This is a genomic window from Bacillus paramobilis (assembly GCF_038096195.1).
Lineage (GTDB): Bacteria > Bacillota > Bacilli > Bacillales > Bacillaceae_G > Bacillus_A > Bacillus_A mobilis.
Map to the genome: position 1 here is coordinate 1736305 of NZ_CP151108.1, position 21593 is coordinate 1757897.

The following is a 21593-nucleotide window of genomic DNA, read 5'->3' on the forward strand; positions in this document are numbered from 1 at the left end:
ATGGGAGTAATTTTCAATGTTTAAACAAGAACGACCAAAAAGAGTGCTACATATCGTTAGTGCGATGGACCGAGGTGGCGCTGAGACCTTATTAATGAATGTATATAGGAATATAGATAGAGGAATGGTGCAATTTGATTTTGTTTCTCATAAAAGTGAAGAAAGTGATTATGATAAGGAAATCATTGCGTTAGGTGGGAAAATACACCGAATATCTAGCTTAGGACAGCTAGGCCCTCTCTCATACATTAAAGAACTTGTTAAGGTAATGTCTGATAATCAATATGTGGCAGTCCATGCGCATACTGATTATCAGGGGGGGATCGTGGCTATTGCTGCTAAAATAGCTGGTATAAAAATAAGGATTTGTCATTCACACAGTAATAATTGGCCGATGGGATTGGGGATAAAAGGGAAAGTTTTATTGAGTTTTTTACGAACTGTTATTACTTATGCGGGAACAAATTATTGTGCGTGCAGTGTAGAATCTGCACGTTTTTTATTTCAAAAAAACATTGATAATTCAAAGGTAAAGATAATGAAAAACGCAATAGATATTAATCAATTTGTTAATGCAAATATACAGGATGATAATGCAGTAAGGAATGAATTCAATATACCAGTTGAACAGAAAGTTATTGGTCATATTGGGCGTTTTTCTGAATCTAAAAATCATATATTTATATTAAAAGTTTTCAATGAGGTATTAAAATATGATCCTAATTTTATGCTTGTTTTAGTAGGGGATGGACCGTTAAAGAACTCTATTGAGCTAGAATCCAAAAGACTAGGTATCTATGAAAAAGTTAGATTTTTAGGAGTAAGAAAAGACATTCCAAGAATTATAAGGATGTTTGATGTTTTTCTTTTTCCGTCACTTTTTGAGGGATTTGGAATTGTTGCATTAGAAGCACAGTGTGCAGGTGTTCCGTGTGTAGTGGCAAATACAATAACTAAAAATGTTGATATGGGATTAGGGATAATATCATTTGTTAGCTTAGATGAAAATTTTAAAATATGGTCTGCAGAAATTCAAAAGGTTTTGGAAAAAGAAAAATTAAATACAGAAATAATAGCTGATACGATCTCGAAGCGCGGTTTTGATATAAAGAGTAATATTCCAGAGTGGTTATTATTATATGGATTAGAGTATAGGGAATCATAGTTAAATGTACTTACTTTCATAAGAATAAAACTAGTAAAATAAATCGGATGAGGGAGTAAGAAATGAAAAAGAAAAAAATTCTCATTACATCATTTGATATGGCAATTGGAGGAGTAGAAAGAAGTTTAATTGGTTTATTGAATACAATCGACTATAGCAAATATGATGTAGATTTAATGTTATTTAAACATGAGGGAGAGTTTCTTTTTTTATTACCTAAACTGCCTAATTTGTTAAAGGAAGTAAAACAATATACTACTTTTAGAAAATCAATTAAACAAATATTGCAAGAAGGGCAAATTACAATTGGAATGGCAAGGACTTTAGGGAAAATTTTTGGGGATGTGCATGGGAGATATGTGAAAAGTGCAGAGGTGGGATATTTCGTTATTCAGTATGGATGGAGAATAACTTTACCATTTATACCGAAACTGGAAGAGGAGTATGATGTAGCAATTAGTTTTTTATGGCCCCATTATTTTGTTGGAGATAAAGTTCGAGCGAAACGAAAGATTGGTTGGATTCATACAGATTATTCAAATATAAATCTTAATGCAAACATGGAGTATAAAATGTGGAGCAAAATGGATAACATCGTAGCAGTTTCAGAAGGATGTCGAGATTCATTTCTTAGTATTTTACCCAATGTAAATAAGGATGTTGAAATTATAGAAAATATATTATCTCCGGAGTTCGTACGTGAGCAAGCAGACAAGGAAGATGTTATGAAAGAATTACAGATGAAATCAGGAAAAATAAAGCTTGTTACTGTAGGGCGGTTATCATATGCAAAAGGAATAGACGTTGCTATGCATGCCTTAAGAAAGTTATTAGATGAGGGATATGATATGGAATGGTATGTAGTTGGGTATGGAGCACAAGAAGTTGAACTTAGAAAGTTATTAGCTGAACTCAACCTGGAAAAACATTTTTTTTTATTGGGTAAAAAGACAAATCCCTATCCATATATAAAAGCATGTGATATATATGTGCAGCCATCGAGGTATGAGGGGAAAGCTGTAACAGTTCGTGAAGCACAAATCATCGGAAAGCCAGTACTTATTACTAATTTTTCAACTGCCAAAAGTCAGGTACAGGATGGAATTGATGGATTAATAACTGAGATGGGAATAAACGGGATAGTTAATGGAATTAAGAGACTTATTGAAGATAAAGAGTTAAGGGAATCACTGGTAGCAAATACTCTTAAAGGTGAATATGGAAATCGTAATGAAATTAATAAATTGTATGCATTATTTTCGTAAAGGGAAAATTAGTAAATGATTTTTAATATTTTGAGCTTAATAAAAACACTTTAGGGTAGTGATAGTTATGAAGAAAAAAATTTTATTCGTTATAGATTCGCTACAAAGTGGAGGAGCTGAAAAAAGTTTAGTTTCTTTACTTTCTTTATTTGATTATACGAAATATGAAGTTGATTTGTTAATGTTCTCTGCTAGTGGATTGTATTTACCATTACTTCCAAAACAGGTAAACGTATTAGAGGTACCGACAATTATTACAAGACAGGCCGAGAAATTTAATTATTTAATCAAACATAAATACTTTAAAGAGTTATTTCTTAGAGTAGGGGCTTCTATATCTCTTAGAAATCCATACATAAATAAAAAATTACATGCAGCTCAAGTAGTTTGGAGATGGGTATCTAAAGGGATGGATAGTTTAAAGGGGACATATGATGTTGCCATAGCTTATAGTCAAGGAATGCCAACATATTTTGTGGCAAATAAGGTTTGCGCGTGCAAAAAAATAGCTTGGGTGAATACGGATTATAGGTTAGCTGCATATAATAAAGATTTTGACTTGAACTATTATGAGGAATTTAATGAAATAGTAGCTGTTTCCGATGTTTGTAAGGAAGTATTGATTCAAGAAATTCCTAAAATAGAGTCGAAAATTCAGGTTGTCTATGATATTATATCGCCGACGTTAATTAAATCGATGGCAAATGAGAGCAAAGGATTTAGTGATCAGTTTGAGGGATTACGAATATTAACGATTGGTAGGTTAGTGTATGAAAAGGGATATGAATTGGCCATAGAAGCTTGTTATAAATTAAAGCAAAAAGGCTATAAATTTAAGTGGTATGTAATTGGAGAAGGAAATCTTCAAAGTGAACTCGAGGATAGGATAAGTAAATATAATTTACACGATACTTTTATATTATTAGGTACATACAAGAATCCCTATCCCTTTATAAAACACAGTGATATATATGTACAACCCTCTAGATATGAAGGATATGGCCTGGCAATAGCAGAGGCTAGAATATTTCAAAAGTCTATAATAGTAACCGATTTTGTTACAGCTCATAATCAAATCAAACATAGAGAGAATGGTTTAATAGTGAAGATGGATTCGGAAGCAATATATGAAGGGGTGAAAGAAATTATAGAAAACGGTTTGCTAAAAAAACGGTTATTTGAAAATTTAAAGAAAGAAAAGGTTGGAACGGAAGAGGAAATTGAGAAGATATATGCTTCTTTCAATTAAAGGATTTTATAAAGAGAAAGAATTGGGGGAACTATGAAAAAAAAAATACTCTTTATGGTTATAAATATGAATATAGGTGGTACAGAGAAGGCCCTTTTAAATATGATAGCAGAAATCCCAAAAGAAAAATATGAAGTGACAATTTTAATGTTAGAGAAAAAAGGAGAATTTTTAAATTTTATTCCAAAGGGGGTTCGTATTGAGTATGTAAAGGATTACGAAGAAATGCAATGTATATTGAATAAACCAACACGATTAGTTATAGCCGATTTTATAAAACAAAGAAAAATTGTAAAAGCACTGCAACTGGCAGTGTTGTACGTAATCTCTAAGGTTATGAAAGAACGGAGTGTTATTTTTAAATATTGTTTACAGAATTATGAAGGTGCTTATAAAAATTATGATATTGCTATCGCTTATGCTGGACCAATGGATTTTATTAGTTACTTTGTGGCAAATAAAGTAGAGGCGAGACGAAAGATTCAATGGATCCATTTTGATATTGAAAAGATATATTTTAATAAGCATTTTGTTAATAAAGTATATAAAAAATTTCAACATGTTTTTGTAGTTTCAGATGTAGGAAAGATAAAACTTACTCAAACTGTTCCAGAATTGATAAATAAGACAGAAACTTTTTTAAATATTATTTCACCTGAAATGATATGTAAGATGGCCAATGAAGGAATTGGGTTTGCGGATGATTTTGAGGGAGTAAGAATCCTTACTGTTGGTAGATTGAGTATAGAAAAGGGGCAGGATTTAACAATATCTGTGTTAGCTAAGCTGAAAGAAGCTGGTTTCAATGTTAGATGGTATTGTATAGGAGATGGAAAGGAAAGAGGAATGTATGAAAAGCTTGTGGAAAATTACGATGTCCAGGGTGATTATATCTTTTTAGGAGCAGTTTCGAATCCCTATCCATTTATGAAACAATGTGATTTATATGTTCAACCGTCTCGATATGAGGGATACTGCATAACACTTGCAGAAGCTAGATGTTTTAATAATCCAATTATTAGTACAGATTTTACAGGAGCAAGTGAACAGATAATCCATAACCACAATGGATTAATCGTTCAATTTGATGAGCAACAAATGTATGATTCTATTGTACAAATATTAAGTGATAAATCGCTGGAAGGACGGTTCAGAAAAAATATAGAAAAGGAAGTGGTAGATACGAGAGAAGAGTTAAAAAAGTTATATAAAATAGCAAATTCTAATGTGTAACTTGTTTTAGTAGGTATTATTATCGTATTACAGAAATATGGACGGTTCATTATTATAAATTATGTTTTTTGTGAAAACATCTTTGAGAGGATGTTTTTTTATTTTGTTATAAAACTTTTAGGTGGTAGAAGGAGATAGTTATGAAGAGAGTGCTATTTATGGTAAGTAGTATGAATATAGGTGGTGTAGAAAAATCACTTCTTTCTTTGTTATCTGTAATACCAAAAGAAAAGTATGATGTCACAGTATTGATGTTGGAGAAGCGAGGGGGATTTTTAAAACAATTACCAAGTTGGGTAAAAATAGAAGAAGTTACTTGGTTTGAAAATATAAAACCTAAAATTATGCAACCACCAAAGAAAACGATTAAAGAGTATTTTGAAAATACAAGATATATTAAGGGTTTAAACTTTTTACTCACTTATGTGGTATCAAAAAAATTAAAGGATAGATATGTTTTCTATAAAGAGATTTTTAAAGACATTCCACACAATAAGAATAAATATGATATTGCAATAGCATATCAAGGACCTACTGACATAATTGATTATTATATAGTTAATAGAGTAGCTTCAGAAAAGAAAATTTCTTGGATCCATTTTGATGTTTTTCAACATCAAATTAATACAAAATTATATGAGAAATTATATGATCAGTTGGATAATATATTTGTAGTTTCTAAAGAAGCACAAAAACATTTAATAGAGAAGTTTCCTAAAGTAGAAAGTAAGACAAGTGTCTTTTTAAATATTGTACTTCCAGATTTAATAAATGAAATGGCGATAGAAAAGGTAGAGTTTGATAATGGATATAAAGGTATGAAGATAGTAACAGTAGGTAGACTTTCAAAAGAAAAAGGTCAAGACATTGCAATTAAAGTTTTATCAATGCTACGTAAGGAGGGATACGAAGTGCGATGGTACTGTATCGGAGAAGGAGAGGATAGAGGGTATTATGAGACATTAATATGTAAGTATAATTTGAAACAGGATTTTCTATTATTAGGATCAGCAATAAATCCATATCCATATGTAAATCAATCAGATATATATGTTCAAACCTCTAGGCATGAAGGGTATTGCCTCACGTTAGCTGAGGCAAAATGCTTAAAAAAACCTATTGTAACGACTAATTTTACAGGGGCATATGAGCAAATAAAAGATGGATATAATGGTTTTGTTGCTGAGTGTAATGAGGAAAGTCTATATAACAAGATTAAATATCTTTTGGATCAACAAAGAGTACGTGAAGAGGTAACGACTAATTTGTTAGAAGAGGAATTTAACAATTTAGAAAAGGTAAATCGTTTTTTAAGTTAATTGCAAATGAAAGGGTGCAATTATGAATCCTAAAATTAGTATTATTGTTCCCGTTTATAAAGTTGAGCAGTATATCCATAAATGTATTGATTCTATATTAAAGCAAACGTTCAAAGATTTTGAGTTGATACTTGTTGATGATGGATCCCCTGATAGTTGTACTGAGATTTGTGATGGGTATGCAATTCAAGATAGCCGAATTAAAGTAATCCATAAGGAGAATGGTGGATTATCTTCTGCAAGAAATGCTGGATTAGACATAGCACGGGGAGATTATATAGGATTTGTTGATAGTGACGATTGGATAGAAGTGGATATGTATGAATTGTTATATGGTATGTGTGTAGAACAGGATTGTGATATTGCTATTTGTAGTAGTGAAATTCATTACAATGATAAAACGGTAATTTCAAGCAATCATCCGTTTGTTATTCATGATAGATATAGCGCGATGAAAGCGATGCTAGAAGGGAATTTGTATGATGAAGTTGTTTGGACTAAACTTTTCAAAAGACAGTTATTAGAGGGTATTAAATTTCCAGTAGGTATGTCATATGAAGATACAGCATTTACGTATAAAGTTATTCATAAGTGTAACAAAGTATGTTTCATAGGAGAACCTAAATATCATTATATAAAGCGTGATAATAGTATGATGGATCAGGCTGTAAAAGAGATTAAAATTGACTCAGTCTTAATTTATGATGAAATGTGTAAATTTATGGAGCGATATTATAAGGAGTTATATAACTTAGTTATATTAAAACTAGGAAATTGTTCGATGGTAGTATTAAATTTAATATCATTGAGTGGAAGACTTAATGAGCAGAAGGGTAAATATTATAAGGTTATTAGTATATTGAATCGTTATTTTTATAAAACAATACGTTTAAAAGAGTATGGGAAAAGTGTAAAGTTTTTATTATTGGCAACCAAGTTACATCCATTATTGTATAAATTTTTAATTAATAATTTTGCAAAAAGGGGATAGATATGAAGAAGTGGCAGCTACAACTGGGATTTTAAAAAATAGGAGTGAGTATTATCCAAAATAATACAATTTTAATATTCACCTATCGATAGTTTAGTTTAACTTATGAAGGGGATTAATCATGCGAACGATGCATTCAATCAAGAATATATCAATAAGTATATTTTCTCAAATGGTTATTGTTATTCTAGGGTTTATATCTAGGAAAGTTTTTTTAGATAGTTTAGGAATAGAGTATTTAGGGATAGATGGCTTGTTAATTAATGTTTTATCCTTGTTGGTGTTAATTGAAGCTGGTATAGGGGCAAGTATAGTATACAATTTGTATAAACCATTGGCAGAAAATAATCAGTATAAAATTATAGCTCTAGTTCAATTATATAAAAAAATTTATCAGATTTTAGCAATCATTATTCTAGTAATAAGTGCTATGATATATCCCTTTTTAAGTTATTTAATGAAAGATGGGGCGTCTATATCGAATGTTGCGATAATCTATTCGATATTCGTGGTAAAAAATGTAGTTACCTATTTAAATGCTCATAAGAGGTCTTTAATACAAGCAGATCAAAGAGGATACATATTGGCTAGGATGGATCTCTTATTTCAAGTGCTAACTACAATATTCAAAATATTTATACTAATGCGCACGAAAGATTATATATTGTATTTAATTATAGAATTGAGTATATATGTAATTCAAAATGTGGTAAACGGTAGGATTGTTAATAAGAACTATCCTTATATAAAGACAAAAAAGAAATATTCTATAGATAATGATACGAAAGAAAAATTAATTATAAATGTAAAGGCGATGTTTTTGCATAATATTGGAGGATATATTGTATTTGGAACTGATAATATACTGATTTCATCTTTTGTAGGTCTTGCTATGGTAGGGATATATTCAAACTATACAATGATAATAAATCAATTAGCAGCCGTAGTAAATCCTATATTAAATGGTATTGAGGCTAGTGTAGGAAATCTAATCGCAACTGAGAATAATGACAAAAATTATGCAATATTTAAAGTGACTTATTTAGTGAATTTTTGGATTTTTTCTTTTTGTACCATATTTTTATTTAATCTGTTAGAGCCATTTATAGGATGGTGGCTTGATAAGAAGTATTTATTAAATAACATAGTTTTTGTAGTGATACTCATAAACTTTTATTTAACAGGGATGCGAACCGCGATAGCTATTTTTAAAAATAAAGCAGGATTATTTGTACAAGATAAGTATATTCCGCTAGTTGAAGCGATAATCAATTTAAGTTTATCTATTCTATTAGCCAAAATGTTTGGATTGGTAGGTATATTCATAGGAACGGCGATTAGTACAATTGCTACTGTACTTTGGATTCAGCCTTATATTGTATATAAAAATCTTTTTAAGAAATCAGTTTGGAGTTATTTTACAACATACGTATTTTATATATTTTTAACTGTCGTAACAGGTTTCATTACTACAAGTATATGTAATTATTTCATAGAAGGTAGTACTTTTATTTCGTTAGTCGGAAAAGGTGTGATTTGCTTATTAGTACCAAATGTAATATACGTATTAACTTTTTATAAAAGCACAGAATTTCAATATATAAGGAATATTTTTAGTATGATGTTTTTACAAATTAAAAAGAAACAAAACGTTATTTAAGTATAAAAAGTATAGGCATTATACCGATTTGAATTATTAAGGAAGTATAGTATTGTTGAAGCCTATTAGTATGAAACGAAACTTGATTTTAATTAGAAAGCATGAAGCATTAGCCCTAACATCATATTTATATAATGCATAGTATTCTATTAAAGGGATACGTATGTAAGCGGAATATAAAATATTTATCCCAATCTACTGATGTGAGTTTGAATTTTCTGTGAAAGTTCAACTTCTATCTTAGTTGGAGGTTATATATAAATCATGGCAAAATTTCAGGTGACATGTGTTTTGAAAAGTAATCTTCCTGTGTTAAGCGAGGGAGAATTTTGTTTTTGTATAGATACTAATGAGTTATTTATTGGGACGAAAAAAGGGAATGTAAAAGTATCAACAGAGAATACATTTGAGAGGTTAGTAAGTAAACTTAAAAGCAATACATTTGGAGGTTTTAAGTCCAGAAAATCACTGGTTGGAGAAACAGAATCTGCTAATGTGGTTTCGGGCACGTATTTTCTTGAGTTAGAGAGATGGAATGTTAAAAATGATGGAACGGACGCGGATAATACTTCTAAAGGGATTAATAATGCATTATTGTGGGCATCTCAACAAGGATTTATAGAAGTTGTTTTACCCATGGGGACATATTTAATTGACGAAAATACACCAATTGAGCCACAAAGCTTTATGACTTTAAATTTAGGTGGATCGACTTTAAAAATAAGAAGTAATGGATTAGTAAAATATGCAATCGTACGATATCAAAGAAATCAAAAATTTTCTCGAGTTACGAATGGAAGGATTCAAGGGGATAAAGATACACATGATTATACAACGATTCCTCATACTCATGAATGGGGATATGGGATTGAAGTAGGAAATACGACTCCTGTTGAGGGGAGTAATATGAATTACATTTCAATAGATAATATGGAAATCTTAAATTGTACTGGCGATGGGATAGCGATGGAAAGTACATGGGGACAAATTGGAGAATATGATTTTGCTGGTACATTTGAAATAGGGGGGATTAGTGATGTCAATGGTTCCCTAATAGTAGATGATAATAAAATTAGATCGAATTTAAAAATAGATTTACATCATAGTAGCATTATAAAATGGGGATATTTCGGTTTGTATGGAGATGGCTATGGTGGAACTGGTTCAGAAATATATACAGAATTATATGATGTGTTATTTTATAAGACTGATAATACTTTTGTAACGGCTGCGAAGAGAGTAAAGTTTTTTGAAGAAGTGAGTGTTCCAAAAGAAGCAGATTATGCGAAAATAGTACTTCACCAAGGTACAATACCTGCAGAAAACGGTTGTAAAATAACTGTTAGAATTCCGGAATTTTCCCGAAATGTATTTATTGAGAAATGTAAAATACATGATTGTAGAAGGCTTGGGATAAGCGTATCTGGCGCGAAACAAATTTATATTAGAGATTGTGAAATTTACAAAATGAAAGGTACAGCACCTCAGGGAGCAATAGATATTGAAGATGGATATCGATTAAATCAATATATAAACATTGAGCGTAATAACATATATGATAATCAGGGATATAACGTTGTTGTAGTCGGTGGTAGATATATTAATATCATTCAAAATAAATTAGTTAATAATTCATTAGTAGTAGGCGAAAATGTAGAGAAAGTGATTGTAAGCAATAATCACTTAAGGGAAGTAAGTTGTGTTTTAAGCGGAGAAGTAACTTTTACGAATAATCAAATGTATGCTACTCGAGTCACGATAGATCAAGGGGATAAAGAAGCACTTATTGGTAACTGTATTTTCCATAATAGCGCATTGTTAATGGGAAGAGATAAAGCTTATTGTATTCAAGTGAACCAATGTGAATTTTTTAGTGATCGAGATTTATTTCATTCTTTTTCACAGTTAGGTTCAATAATTGGTTTTTCAGCAGAACCGCAAACTATATCAGATTGTGTTATTAAAGGAGGCGCTGTAGAGGGTACAAGTTTGACAGGCGTATCACCTGGTATGAAAAATGGATGGAGATTAAATAATATTTCTTTTATAGATACGAAACACCCGCAAGGAATCATTACGAATTTACCGCCAGGAGTATATACGGGATGTAAATTTGAGAACAGCGGTACAATATCATTTGTTACAAAAACTCCTCAAGCAGAATATGAATTTAATGGATGTTCATTTAGTTGGGATGCTTATAATCTTTTTACTGTTGAGTCTTCTCAAAGGATAGCAATGCTAAAAGTGAAAAATAGTAATTTTAGAGGAGGAAGATGGGGCTCAGCATTTTTTTTATGGGACATTGGTGGGAGAATAGAATTTAATAATAATGCATTTGAATACCTTAATTCGGAATCGACAGACAGTATAATTAATTTTTGGAATGAAACATTTACGAGTGAGTTTATGTTAATAGAAAATAATATATTTAGGTCAAATAAAAGTATGATAGGCGTGAATGCAAATCAGATTTCATCCTCAATCACTTTAATTTTTAAAGATAATATTGTTGACACAGTAATTATCAAATTAAGGGATGAACATATAAAAAAGGATAATTATATTAATGGCGTCTTTGATCCGTACATGTAAAGTTATAGAAACTAATGGAGTAACAGGTCCTTTGTAAATAAGCAGTGCTACCCCATGGGAATATTCACATAGGCTAGCTATGTTTAAACTATTTGATGAGATAGAATTAATGAAAGATGACGTAATTAAACAAAACAAGGGGCAACTAACTGTAGTTGTCTTTTGTTTTGTTTAATTGCATATAAAGTTTTAAATGGTTCTTCGTGTTAGGGGTATTAAACGTAAATAAGTAAGGAGGATAGTACATGAAAAGAATTTTTGATGTATGTATTTCTTTATTGTTATTATTTGTATGTTTGCTTCCTATTCTTGTTGTAGCGATTTTAGTTAGGCTTAAATTAGGATCTCCTGTGCTATTTAAACAACAGCGTCCAGGACTGCATGGAAAACCGTTTAATGTTTATAAGTTTCGAACTATGCTAGATAAGAAAGGGAGTGATGGGGAATTACTTCCAGATCAAAATAGATTGACTACTTTTGGGGCAATTCTTAGAAAATATAGTTTAGATGAGTTACCCCAACTGATGAATGTTCTATGGGGTGATTTAAGTTTAGTAGGTCCAAGGCCATTATTGATGGAATACTTACCCCTATATTCTAGTAAACAGGCTAAAAGGCATAATGTAAAACCAGGAATTACGGGATGGGCACAAATAAATGGTAGGAATTTGATTACCTGGGAAGAAAAATTTGAATTGGATGTATGGTATGTGGAGAATCACTCTTTTTTACTAGACTTGAAAATAATTGTACTTACAATATTAAAAGTATTTAAAACAGAGGGAATAAATCATGTAGGGCATGTGACAATGGAGAGATTTACTGGAGGGAAAATAGAAATAAAGGGGGAGGGAAAATGAAAATTTTAATAATAGGATGTGGTGGGCATAGCAAGGTTGTGAGGGATATAATCTTATCAAATGAAGGATATGAAATAGTCGGTTATTTAGATGATTTGTACACAGATATAAATATTGTAGACAATCTTTATTTTGGAGCAATTGCAGATGCAAGGGAAATTATCAATAATTTTAATAATGTAAAGCTCGTGATTGCTATAGGAAATAATAAAATAAGAAGAGAAATTTCAGAAATATTAAATCAACCAAGTAGCATATATGCTACTTTAATTCATAAAACAGCCATTATAAGTTCAAATGCTTATATAGGAAACGGAACGGTAATTATGCCAAATGTGGTTGTTAATGCGGATACTTTCATCGGTAACCATACTATAATAAATACGGGCTCAATAATAGAACATGATAATATAATTGATGATTTTGTTCATATTTCACCACATGCTACACTTACAGGTTCTGTCACTATAGCAGAGGGGGCACATATAGGAGCATCAGCTACTATAATTCCAGGTGTTCAAATTGGTAAGTGGTCTATTGTTGGAGCTGGTTCTGTAGTTATAAACGATTTTCCATCTAATTGTACTGCTGCTGGTATTCCAGCCAAAGTTATTAATGTAGTAAATTGAGAGGAGATGAAGAATGATGATAAAAAATAAGGAGAAAATTTATCTTTCCTCTCCACACATGAGTGGAAATGAACAGAAATATATAAAAGATGCTTTTGATTCAAATTGGATTGCGCCTCTTGGTCCAAATGTAGATGAATTTGAAAGAGAGCTTGCTTCTTTTGTAGGAGTTAAAGGTGGAGCTGCGGTTAGTTCAGGGACTGCTGCCATTCATCTAGCTTTGCGATTATTAAACGTTCAAAAGGGAGATACAGTATTTTGTTCAAGTTTCACTTTTGTAGCAAGTGCGAATCCGATTGTTTATTTAGGAGCTGAACCGGTATTTATTGACTCAGAACCGGAAACATGGAATATGTCACCACAAGCTCTAGCACTTGCGTTGCATGATGCTAATAAAGCAGGGAAATTACCTAAGGCTGTTATTCTTGTTCATTTATATGGTCAGAGTGCTAAGTTAGATGAAATTCTTTCGCTTTGTAATCATTATGATGTTCCTATAATTGAGGATGCAGCAGAATCTCTAGGTTCTACATATAAAGGAAAAGCAAGTGGTACATTCGGGAGGTTTGGGATTTATTCATTTAATGGAAATAAAATCATTACAACTTCAGGTGGTGGAATGCTAGTTTCTAATGATACGGAAGCGATAGAAAAAGCAAAGTTTTTAGCAACTCAAGCAAGAGATCCAGCACCTCACTATCAGCATAGTCAAATAGGTTACAATTATAGAATGAGTAATATATTAGCTGGTGTTGGGAGAGGACAATTAGAAGTATTAGAAGATAGGGTGCGTGCTAGAAGGTCTATATTTAATCGGTACTATGAAGGGTTATCTCACATACCGGGATTTTGTTTTATGCCGGAATTAGAAAACACTCGTTCGAATCGTTGGCTGACAACTATGCTGATTGATGAAAAGGAATCTGGTATCACTATTAAAAAATTATTGACAGATTTAGCTGAGGAAAACATTGAAGCACGCCCTACATGGAAGCCATTGCATATACAGCCGCTGTTTAAAAAAAATAAATTTTATTTTCATCAGAAAGATAAGGATGTATCGAAAAAGTTATTTGAAAATGGGATTTGCCTTCCTTCTGGGTCCAATATGACGGATGAGGATCAGCGGAGAGTTATTCAGGCTATAATTAAATTAATATAAAATGGAATATGTTGAAGAGAAATAAGAAGTGAATGTTTTTGATATATAGATACTTCTTGATAGTTGGAGAAAGGGCAAAAAATATTGGAATCATATATCTGAATTATCGTTCTTTATAAAGGATGGTTATCCTGGAGTAATTATTTGAATTTACTGTTTTTTTAATTGACTCACGATAAATATAATGCTATTTTTAGCATATCTATACCTTGGCGTAATTGGATTATTTACTTAACCATGGGAGTATATGTTGATTTGTTCTTTAAAAAGAATTTATTACGAAGAGTGTAAGCATTAAATAGATATATATATAAGAATTTATAGCAACTTATTACACAATAGGAGGGAAAAATGAGTGCTATAGCTGGCATTATTCACTTTAATAACGAGCCTGTATCGATTGAACATGGAAGAGGACTAATGGGGTGTTTAAGTAAGTACCCTGCTGATGATATTCGAATATGGCATAAAGAACATATATTCTTTGGTTGCCATGCCCAATGGATCACACCAGAATCAATCGGTGAACAATTACCTTATTATGATGTTAAATCGAAATTAATTATTACTGCTGATGCAATCATTGATAATAGAACGGAATTGTTTGATAGGTTGCAAGTGGATAATGTTGAAAGAAAAGGGATTGCTGACAGTGAATTGATTTTACGTGCTTATCAAAAATGGGGAGAGGAGTCCCCGAAGTATTTAGTTGGCGACTTTGCTTTTATGATTTGGGATGAACGTAACCAAAAACTATTTGGTGCAAGGGATTTTTCAGGAAGTCGAACTCTTTATTATTTTCGTGACCATCAACGATTTGCTTTTTGTACGATAATAAGTCCGTTATTATCATTACCGTATGTACGTAAGGAATTAAATGAACTATGGTTAGCTGAGTATTTGGCGGTATCTGGAATGATAGATGCGGTAGATACTTCAATCACACCGTATAAACACATAGAACAAGTACCTCCAGCACATAGTATTGTGATAGATAAAAATAAAATAAAGCTTATGAGATATTGTACTCTAACTGTAAACGAGAGGTTGGAATTAAAGTCAAACGAAGAGTACATAGAAGCATTTCAAGAGGTTTTTCAAAAAGCGGTAGATGATAGATTACGTACAAACCTTAATGTAGGTGCTCAGTTAAGTGGTGGATTAGATTCAGGGGCTGTTGTGAGTTTTGCGGTAAATACAATGAGGAAAGAAAATAAACGGTTACATACTTTCAGTTATATTCCGCCACATGATTTTGTGGATTTTACACCTAAACAGCTAGTGCCTAATGAGAGTGTGTATATCAAATCAACTATAGAATATGTAGGAGGAGTTAGGGAGCATTACTTAGATTTTAAGGGGAAAAATTCATATTCAGAGATAGATAGCTTTTTAGAAATACTAGAGACGCCATATAAGTTCTTTGAAAACTCATTTTGGTTAAAAGGGATGTTTGAAAAAGCTCATGAGGAAGGCGTTGGCGTGTTATTAAATGGTGATAGAGGGAATTTCACCATTTCGTGGGGATATGCCTTAGAGTACTATGCTATCCTACTAAAAAAATTAAAATGGATTCGTCTTTATAAAGAACTAAATCAATATAGTAAAAATACAGGAGGAGATAGATTACGGAGAATACCAGATATATTTAGGATTGGATTTCCGGCTGTGAATCGAGTTTTTTCACAAAATAAAGTAAATAAAAAGCCAATGTTAATCAATCCGAAATTTGCAAAAAATACAAGGATTTTCGAGAAATTTAAAGAATATGGGTTAGAACAAACAGGATGGTATTCTGAGTCAAATATATATGAGGAACGCCGAAAACATTTTGAAGATGTTTTTCATTGGAATGCTGGTAGTACACTTGCAGCAAAGCTATCTTTACGCTATGGATTATGGAAGCGTGATCCAACTAATGATATACGTGTAATTCGTTTTTGTTTATCGGTACCAGAAGAACAGTATGTGCAAAATGGATTAGATCGAGCTTTAATCCGAAGATCTACAGAAAAAATGCTGCCAGATAAGATTAGATTGAATCAAAAAACTAGAGGTGTCCAAGGTGTGGATTGGGTCCATCGAATGATGCCATATTGGAAGACATTTATAGATGAAATAGAGCAACTAAGTGTAGATGAAACAGCTTTAGAGTATTTAAACGGTCAGGTCATAAAAGAAGCTCTATACAAGGTTAGAGAAGATGTGAGCCCTGAAAATGCGATTAATTTCGATTATAAAGTTTTAATGCGTAGTTTAATTGTTTATCGGTACATTAAAACGTTTATTTGAAGGGAGGTGATCATATGAAAAAAGAATGGGAGAAACCTATTTTAGAGGTGTTGGATGTGAAGATGACAATGTTGGGGAAAGAAGGAGAGTATACTGATGCTGCTTTTCCTGACCATACTCCAAAGGGTGATATAACTTTTAGTTAGATAATAGAAATAAAGTATTTAACTCATTTTGCTCAAATGTTTAAAGTTAAATGGATTTTATATATTTGATATGGATTGTTTGCATGCTAAATCTCCTTGTACGTGAAAATGTATAAGGAGATTTAATATTACTATCGTTATATTGGGGTGAAAAAATGTTAATAGCTAAAACCAATATAGTATATAAAGCGTTTGGCCTATTTATTATTAGTGATATTTCATTACCAGAATTACCTAATGTGCAAAATAAAATGGATTCAATAGACATTGAGGTAAGGATTAAAGATTTGTCGGAATTATGGATGGATTTAGCTGATAAACAAGACGAATTTGTAATTAAAAAAGATTTAGTAATGTTTCAGGTTCCCGATATTGCAATATTTGCTATTCAAGATGGAAATAAAATATTTGTTTCACCTATGAAAGAGTATGAAGAGGATATGATTCGACTTTGGATTTTAGGAACTTGCATGGGTGCCATATTGATGCAAAGAAAAGTATATCCATTACATGGAAGTGCGGTAATTATTAATGGAAAAGCATATGCATTTGTAGGAGATTCAGGTGCTGGAAAGTCTACGCTTGCGTCAGCATTTATACAAGAAGGCTATCAATTTTTAAGTGATGATGTCATAGCGATAGCATTTTCAAGTGATACAAATTCTCCAGTAGTCATCCCATCTTATCCACAACAAAAATTATGGCAAGATAGTTTGGATAATTTAGGAATGGGTACAAACAACTATCGATCGATATATGGTAGGGAAACCAAATACAATGTTCCAGTTCTTTCCAAATATATTGCTGAATCAGTCCCGCTAGAAGGGATAGTAGAATTAGTGAAAACAGAGGATGGCAAGGTGGGAATTCGACATATAGAAAAACTTGAGCGGTTTTATACCCTATATCGTCATACATTTCGCAATTTCCTTATCCAAGGTTTAGGATTAATGGAATGGCATTTTACGATCTCTGCTGCTATTTTAACTAAGGTTGATTTATTTGAATTATGTAGACCAGAGAGAGGATATAGTGCTCCACAATTAGTTTCTCTAATATTAACAACTATAAATAAAGGAGAATAATTTATGATTAAAAATCAGGCAATATTATTAAATCAATGTGTTGCACAAGTTAAAGGGAATGTAGTAAGTGATATGGATGGGGAAAAAGTCATGTTAAGTATAAAAAATGGTAAATATTATAATTTAGGGAAAATGGGAGGAGTAATATGGGAACGTATTGAAAAACCAATACCAGTTACTGAGTTAGTTACTACTTTAATATCAGAGTATGAAGTAGAACAATTACAATGTGAGGGACAAGTTCTTTCCTTTTTAGAAATGTTATTAGAAGAAGGGCTGGTTGAAGTTAAGTAAGTAATTTGATCTAGTATTCTATTTTTTAAAAAAAGTAGGGAGATAAATGAATATAGTAAAAAAGTTAACTGTTTTTTTATCACTAGATATGAAGACAAGATTTTTATTTATGGAGGCATATATATATTTAGGATGGGCTCGTATTCTCAAATTTATGTCATTCTCTAAGTCTGCCCCTACATTAGGTATTTATATGGATGAAACATCTTTAAATTATGTTGAATCTAATATTAGGATACTTAAAAATATAGCTGAAGTTATTCAAATTACGAGTCGCCATACTCTTTGGGACAGTCAATGTCTTGTGAAAGCGATAGCTGGGATGAAAATGCTAGAGAGACGCCAAATTGAGAGTACACTTTATTTAGGAACTGCAAAGGATGAAGATGGGAAAATGGTTGCTCATGCGTGGCTACGAAGTGGTCCTTTTTACATCACTGGATCGGAAGGGATGGAGAAATTCACTGTAGTTGGAACGTTTGCAAAGAAAATAGATTGAAAAACAACTAAAGGAGAATAAAATGAGTAATGATTTTCATCTTAATGTAGAATGTCTGTCTAAAGAGTTAAAATTATTATTGGAAATTTTGAAGTTGCGTAATGATGATAGCGTACTTGGAAATCAAAGTGAGTGGCTTGTAGATATTGATTGGAATAAGTTTCTTGAATTGGCAATACATCATCGGGTGCATCCATATATTTATCCAAAGGTGAACGGAGTAACTAAAGGATTAATTCCATCTCATGTTATGAATATATTGCGTCAAAACTTTAAAGAGAATATGTTTCGAATGCTCTTTTTAAGTGCTGAAATGGAGCAAGTAAGTAGATGGTTTATTGAAAATGAGATTAATACTCTTTTTTTAAAAGGACCAGCACTTGCGCATGATCTTTATGGTGATGTCTCCTTGAGAACATCTTGTGATTTGGATATTCTTATCCCGATTAACCAGTTGGAGAAAGCCGAAAGAATTCTTTTAGAACAAGGGTATATAAAAGATGAATATATTCAAACGGTATTAAATGATTGGAAATGGAGGCATCATCATACAACATTTTTTCACCCTGAAAAGCAAATTAAACTGGAAATTCATTGGCGGCTAAATCCAGGTCCTGGGAAGGAAATGAAATTTGTGGAATTATGGAAGAGGAAAAGAAAAAGTACATTAGTAAGTAATCCTGTATATGTATTAGGGAAAGAGGATTTATTTGTATTTCTTTGTTCTCATGGAGCACGTCATGGATGGTCAAGGTTACGTTGGTTAGTAGATGTAAATAAAATGATAGAACAAGAGCAGAATTGGTTAGAAATTAATCAGCTATTAAATAAATATCAATCTGGACATATAGTTGGGCAGGCGTTGATTCTGTCAAATAAATTGTTAAATTCAACAATTATTGAAGAAATGAAAATATGGACAAACAAAAAGTATGTTAGGAGATTAGCGCAGGATGCACTGTTTTATTTAAAACAAATGATAAACCTACACACGCCACCAATCCCAGAAGAAGTATCAAAGTATCACAGTCGTCATTTATATTCATTAATGTCAAAACGTCAAAGATTTTTATTTATATTGAGTCATTTGTATCCTTATCCGATAGATGCAAAGACTTTACCGTTACCTAAATACCTTCATTTTTTGTATTTTCCTTTACGACCTTTTCTATGCACCTGGAGAAGGGTGAGGAAGCATGAGCTAACATAGGAGGAAATAAAAGTGAAACATCTCTTGTATTTTGTGAATAAATTATATGCTTTTTCTGGGAAAATACTTTATGTAAATTTATTTGGTATGGCATTAGTTAGTTTGTTGGAAGGGATAGGTCTTCTTTTATTACTTCCCATGATTAATATTAGTGGAGTTATCGAAATAAATATGGGTTCAATACCGGGTATGGCGATATTTGAAGTTTTACAAGAAACCCCTGAAACGTTGAGGTTGTTACTTATCTTAAGCATATATATTATATTAGTGGTGGTCCAATCGCTTTTACAACAAAATCTTGCTCTTCGAAATATGAAAATTATAATGCGCTTTACAAACTATTTAAGGTTACAAATTTACCATGCCCTATTACGAGTTAATTGGAGTTTCTTTGTGAGAAAGAGAAAGTCAGATTTGATTAGTTCACTGACTGAGGAACTAGGACGAGTTATGGTTGGAACCAATTTATTTCTTCAACTTTTAACATCATTTATTTTTACTGTAATACAAATTGGAATTGCTCTATGGTTTTCAATAAAAATAACAATTTTTGTACTATGTACAGGCTTAATACTTGCATATTTTTCTAAACATTATATAAAAAAATCAAGGGTATTAGGAAACCAAACATCTGAAATAGCAAGAGATTATCTTAGTGGTATAACAGATCACTTTAACGGTATTAAAGATATAAAGAGTAACATGTTAGAAGAGTCTAGGTATACATGGCTCAGTACTTGGTGTGAAAAAATGGAAAAGGAACAACTAGCATATATTAAGTTGAAAAATCAATCGCAATTTTTTTATAAGTTTGCATCTGCTATTCTAATTGCGTTACTTATTTTTACATCTATAAAATTATTCCAGGCTCAGCCAGGACAATTAATAGTCATTGTTCTTATTTTTTCTAGACTATGGCCTAGGTTTACTGGGATTCAATCTAATTTGGAGCAATTAGCTGCAAATATTCCTGCTTTTAAGTCTTTATTACAATTGGAGAGAGAATGCAACGAAGCAATTGAATTGGGAGATGTAAGGCAATCATCTAAAAGTATACAACCGTTAACTATGCAAGAAGGAATCAAATGTAATAATGTTTTTTTTCGTTACAATCAAAACGAACCTATATATGCTCTTCAAAATATTAATTTGCAAATTCCATCGAATTGTATGACAGCAATTGTTGGGCGATCGGGTGCTGGAAAAAGTACATTAATTGATATTTTGATGGGACTGATTCAACCGGAAAAAGGACAAGTATTAATAGATGATTCGACTATTGCAAGTGATAATTTATTAGCTTTAAGGAAATCTATTAGCTATGTTCAGCAGGACCCCTTCCTATTTAATGCAAGCATAAGAGAAAATTTATTGATGATTGAACCAAATGCAAGTGAAGATCAGATTTGGGCGGCATTAAATTTTGCTGCCGCTGCTGAATTTGTACAAGCGCTTCCAAATGGACTTGATACTTTTATTGGAGATAGAGGAGTTAAGCTTTCGGGTGGGGAAAGACAACGATTAGTTTTGGCACGAGCAATTTTGAGAAAACCTTCCATTTTAGTTTTAGATGAGGCAACAAGTGCGTTAGATGCAGAAAACGAAGCGTTAATCCAAGGTGCATTAGAAGAGTTAAAGGGTCAAATGACTATTATCGTAATTGCCCATCGTTTATCAACAATACGTAATGCTGATCAAGTAATTGTATTAGATAAAGGAGAGGTTGTTCAACAAGGGGAGTTTAGCCAACTAGCTCGAGAAAGAAAAGGTGTGTTTCGTAATTTATTAGGTAAACAAGTAGAAGTTGGTTCTTAGAAGGGAAAGAGTGAATGAATTTTTGTATTCATACAGTTCGCATCGAATAAAAGCCTGAGTGATGGCCAGTTAAAACAGGACATTATTCAGGCTTTTATTTGTACGTTTTCTACATTTAGGGAGT

Annotated in this window: 18 protein-coding genes; all 18 read left to right on the forward strand. The window is 31.9% G+C overall.

Annotation, left to right across the window (positions count from 1 at the left end; genetic code table 11):
* Positions 1-16 precede the first annotated feature (16 nt).
* The 18 genes from AABL52_RS09060 (at position 17) to AABL52_RS09145 (ending at position 21469) form a co-directional block, all read left to right on the forward strand.
* On the forward strand, positions 17-1165 hold the full coding sequence (locus AABL52_RS09060; RefSeq protein ID WP_097844401.1) for a glycosyltransferase family 1 protein: 1149 nt from the start codon (positions 17-19) through the stop codon (positions 1163-1165).
* A gap of 62 nt (positions 1166-1227) precedes the next feature.
* On the forward strand, positions 1228-2430 hold the full coding sequence (locus AABL52_RS09065; RefSeq protein ID WP_000727411.1) for a glycosyltransferase: 1203 nt from the start codon (positions 1228-1230) through the stop codon (positions 2428-2430).
* A 67-nt stretch (positions 2431-2497) separates the two neighbouring features.
* Positions 2498-3679: a glycosyltransferase gene (locus AABL52_RS09070; RefSeq protein ID WP_097844400.1), complete on the forward strand. Its 1182-nt coding sequence runs from the start codon at positions 2498-2500 to the stop codon at positions 3677-3679.
* Between the two features lie 33 nt (positions 3680-3712).
* Positions 3713-4912 carry a glycosyltransferase gene (locus AABL52_RS09075; protein WP_341519202.1) on the forward strand — a complete coding sequence of 400 codons (1200 nt, stop codon included), beginning with the start codon at positions 3713-3715 and terminating at the stop codon, positions 4910-4912.
* Between the two features lie 140 nt (positions 4913-5052).
* A complete protein-coding gene (locus tag AABL52_RS09080) occupies positions 5053-6231 on the forward strand; it encodes a glycosyltransferase (RefSeq protein ID WP_097844398.1) in 1179 nt (392 codons plus the stop codon).
* Between the two features lie 22 nt (positions 6232-6253).
* Entirely contained in the window at positions 6254-7222 is a 969-nt protein-coding gene (locus tag AABL52_RS09085; protein WP_341519203.1) for a glycosyltransferase family 2 protein, read from the forward strand.
* A 121-nt stretch (positions 7223-7343) separates the two neighbouring features.
* Positions 7344-8882: a lipopolysaccharide biosynthesis protein gene (locus tag AABL52_RS09090; RefSeq protein ID WP_341519204.1), complete on the forward strand. Its 1539-nt coding sequence runs from the start codon at positions 7344-7346 to the stop codon at positions 8880-8882.
* A gap of 264 nt (positions 8883-9146) precedes the next feature.
* Complete coding sequence (locus AABL52_RS09095; protein WP_341519205.1) at positions 9147-11477, forward strand: right-handed parallel beta-helix repeat-containing protein; 2331 nt, start codon at positions 9147-9149, stop codon at positions 11475-11477.
* 245 nt (positions 11478-11722) lie between these two features.
* Positions 11723-12337 (forward strand): sugar transferase, encoded by a 615-nt coding sequence (locus tag AABL52_RS09100; protein WP_000821041.1) that lies wholly within the window; start codon positions 11723-11725, stop codon positions 12335-12337.
* The gene (locus tag AABL52_RS09105) at positions 12334-12966 is read left to right on the forward strand and encodes an acetyltransferase (RefSeq protein ID WP_048544208.1); all 633 of its coding nucleotides are present in this window, start codon (positions 12334-12336) and stop codon (positions 12964-12966) included. The genes AABL52_RS09100 and AABL52_RS09105 overlap by 4 nt, the downstream gene beginning before the upstream one ends.
* Positions 12967-12982: 16 nt before the next feature.
* Entirely contained in the window at positions 12983-14128 is a 1146-nt protein-coding gene (locus tag AABL52_RS09110; protein ID WP_033656454.1) for an aminotransferase class I/II-fold pyridoxal phosphate-dependent enzyme, read from the forward strand.
* A gap of 351 nt (positions 14129-14479) precedes the next feature.
* Positions 14480-16420, forward strand: coding sequence for a lasso peptide isopeptide bond-forming cyclase (locus AABL52_RS09115; protein ID WP_341519206.1), 1941 nt, complete (start codon positions 14480-14482; stop codon positions 16418-16420).
* A gap of 14 nt (positions 16421-16434) precedes the next feature.
* Complete coding sequence (locus tag AABL52_RS09120) at positions 16435-16566, forward strand: paeninodin family lasso peptide (RefSeq protein WP_116758355.1); 132 nt, start codon at positions 16435-16437, stop codon at positions 16564-16566.
* A 155-nt stretch (positions 16567-16721) separates the two neighbouring features.
* The gene (locus tag AABL52_RS09125) at positions 16722-17651 is read left to right on the forward strand and encodes a hypothetical protein (RefSeq protein WP_000903652.1); all 930 of its coding nucleotides are present in this window, start codon (positions 16722-16724) and stop codon (positions 17649-17651) included.
* Positions 17652-17654: 3 nt separating this feature from the next.
* Complete coding sequence (locus AABL52_RS09130; protein WP_061677965.1) at positions 17655-17945, forward strand: lasso peptide biosynthesis PqqD family chaperone; 291 nt, start codon at positions 17655-17657, stop codon at positions 17943-17945.
* 46 nt (positions 17946-17991) lie between these two features.
* Positions 17992-18444 (forward strand): lasso peptide biosynthesis B2 protein, encoded by a 453-nt coding sequence (locus AABL52_RS09135; protein WP_341519207.1) that lies wholly within the window; start codon positions 17992-17994, stop codon positions 18442-18444.
* A gap of 22 nt (positions 18445-18466) precedes the next feature.
* Positions 18467-19654 carry a nucleotidyltransferase domain-containing protein gene (locus AABL52_RS09140; RefSeq protein WP_341519208.1) on the forward strand — a complete coding sequence of 396 codons (1188 nt, stop codon included), beginning with the start codon at positions 18467-18469 and terminating at the stop codon, positions 19652-19654.
* Positions 19655-19666: 12 nt separating this feature from the next.
* Positions 19667-21469: an ABC transporter ATP-binding protein gene (locus AABL52_RS09145; protein WP_341519209.1), complete on the forward strand. Its 1803-nt coding sequence runs from the start codon at positions 19667-19669 to the stop codon at positions 21467-21469.
* Positions 21470-21593: the final 124 nt, after the last annotated feature.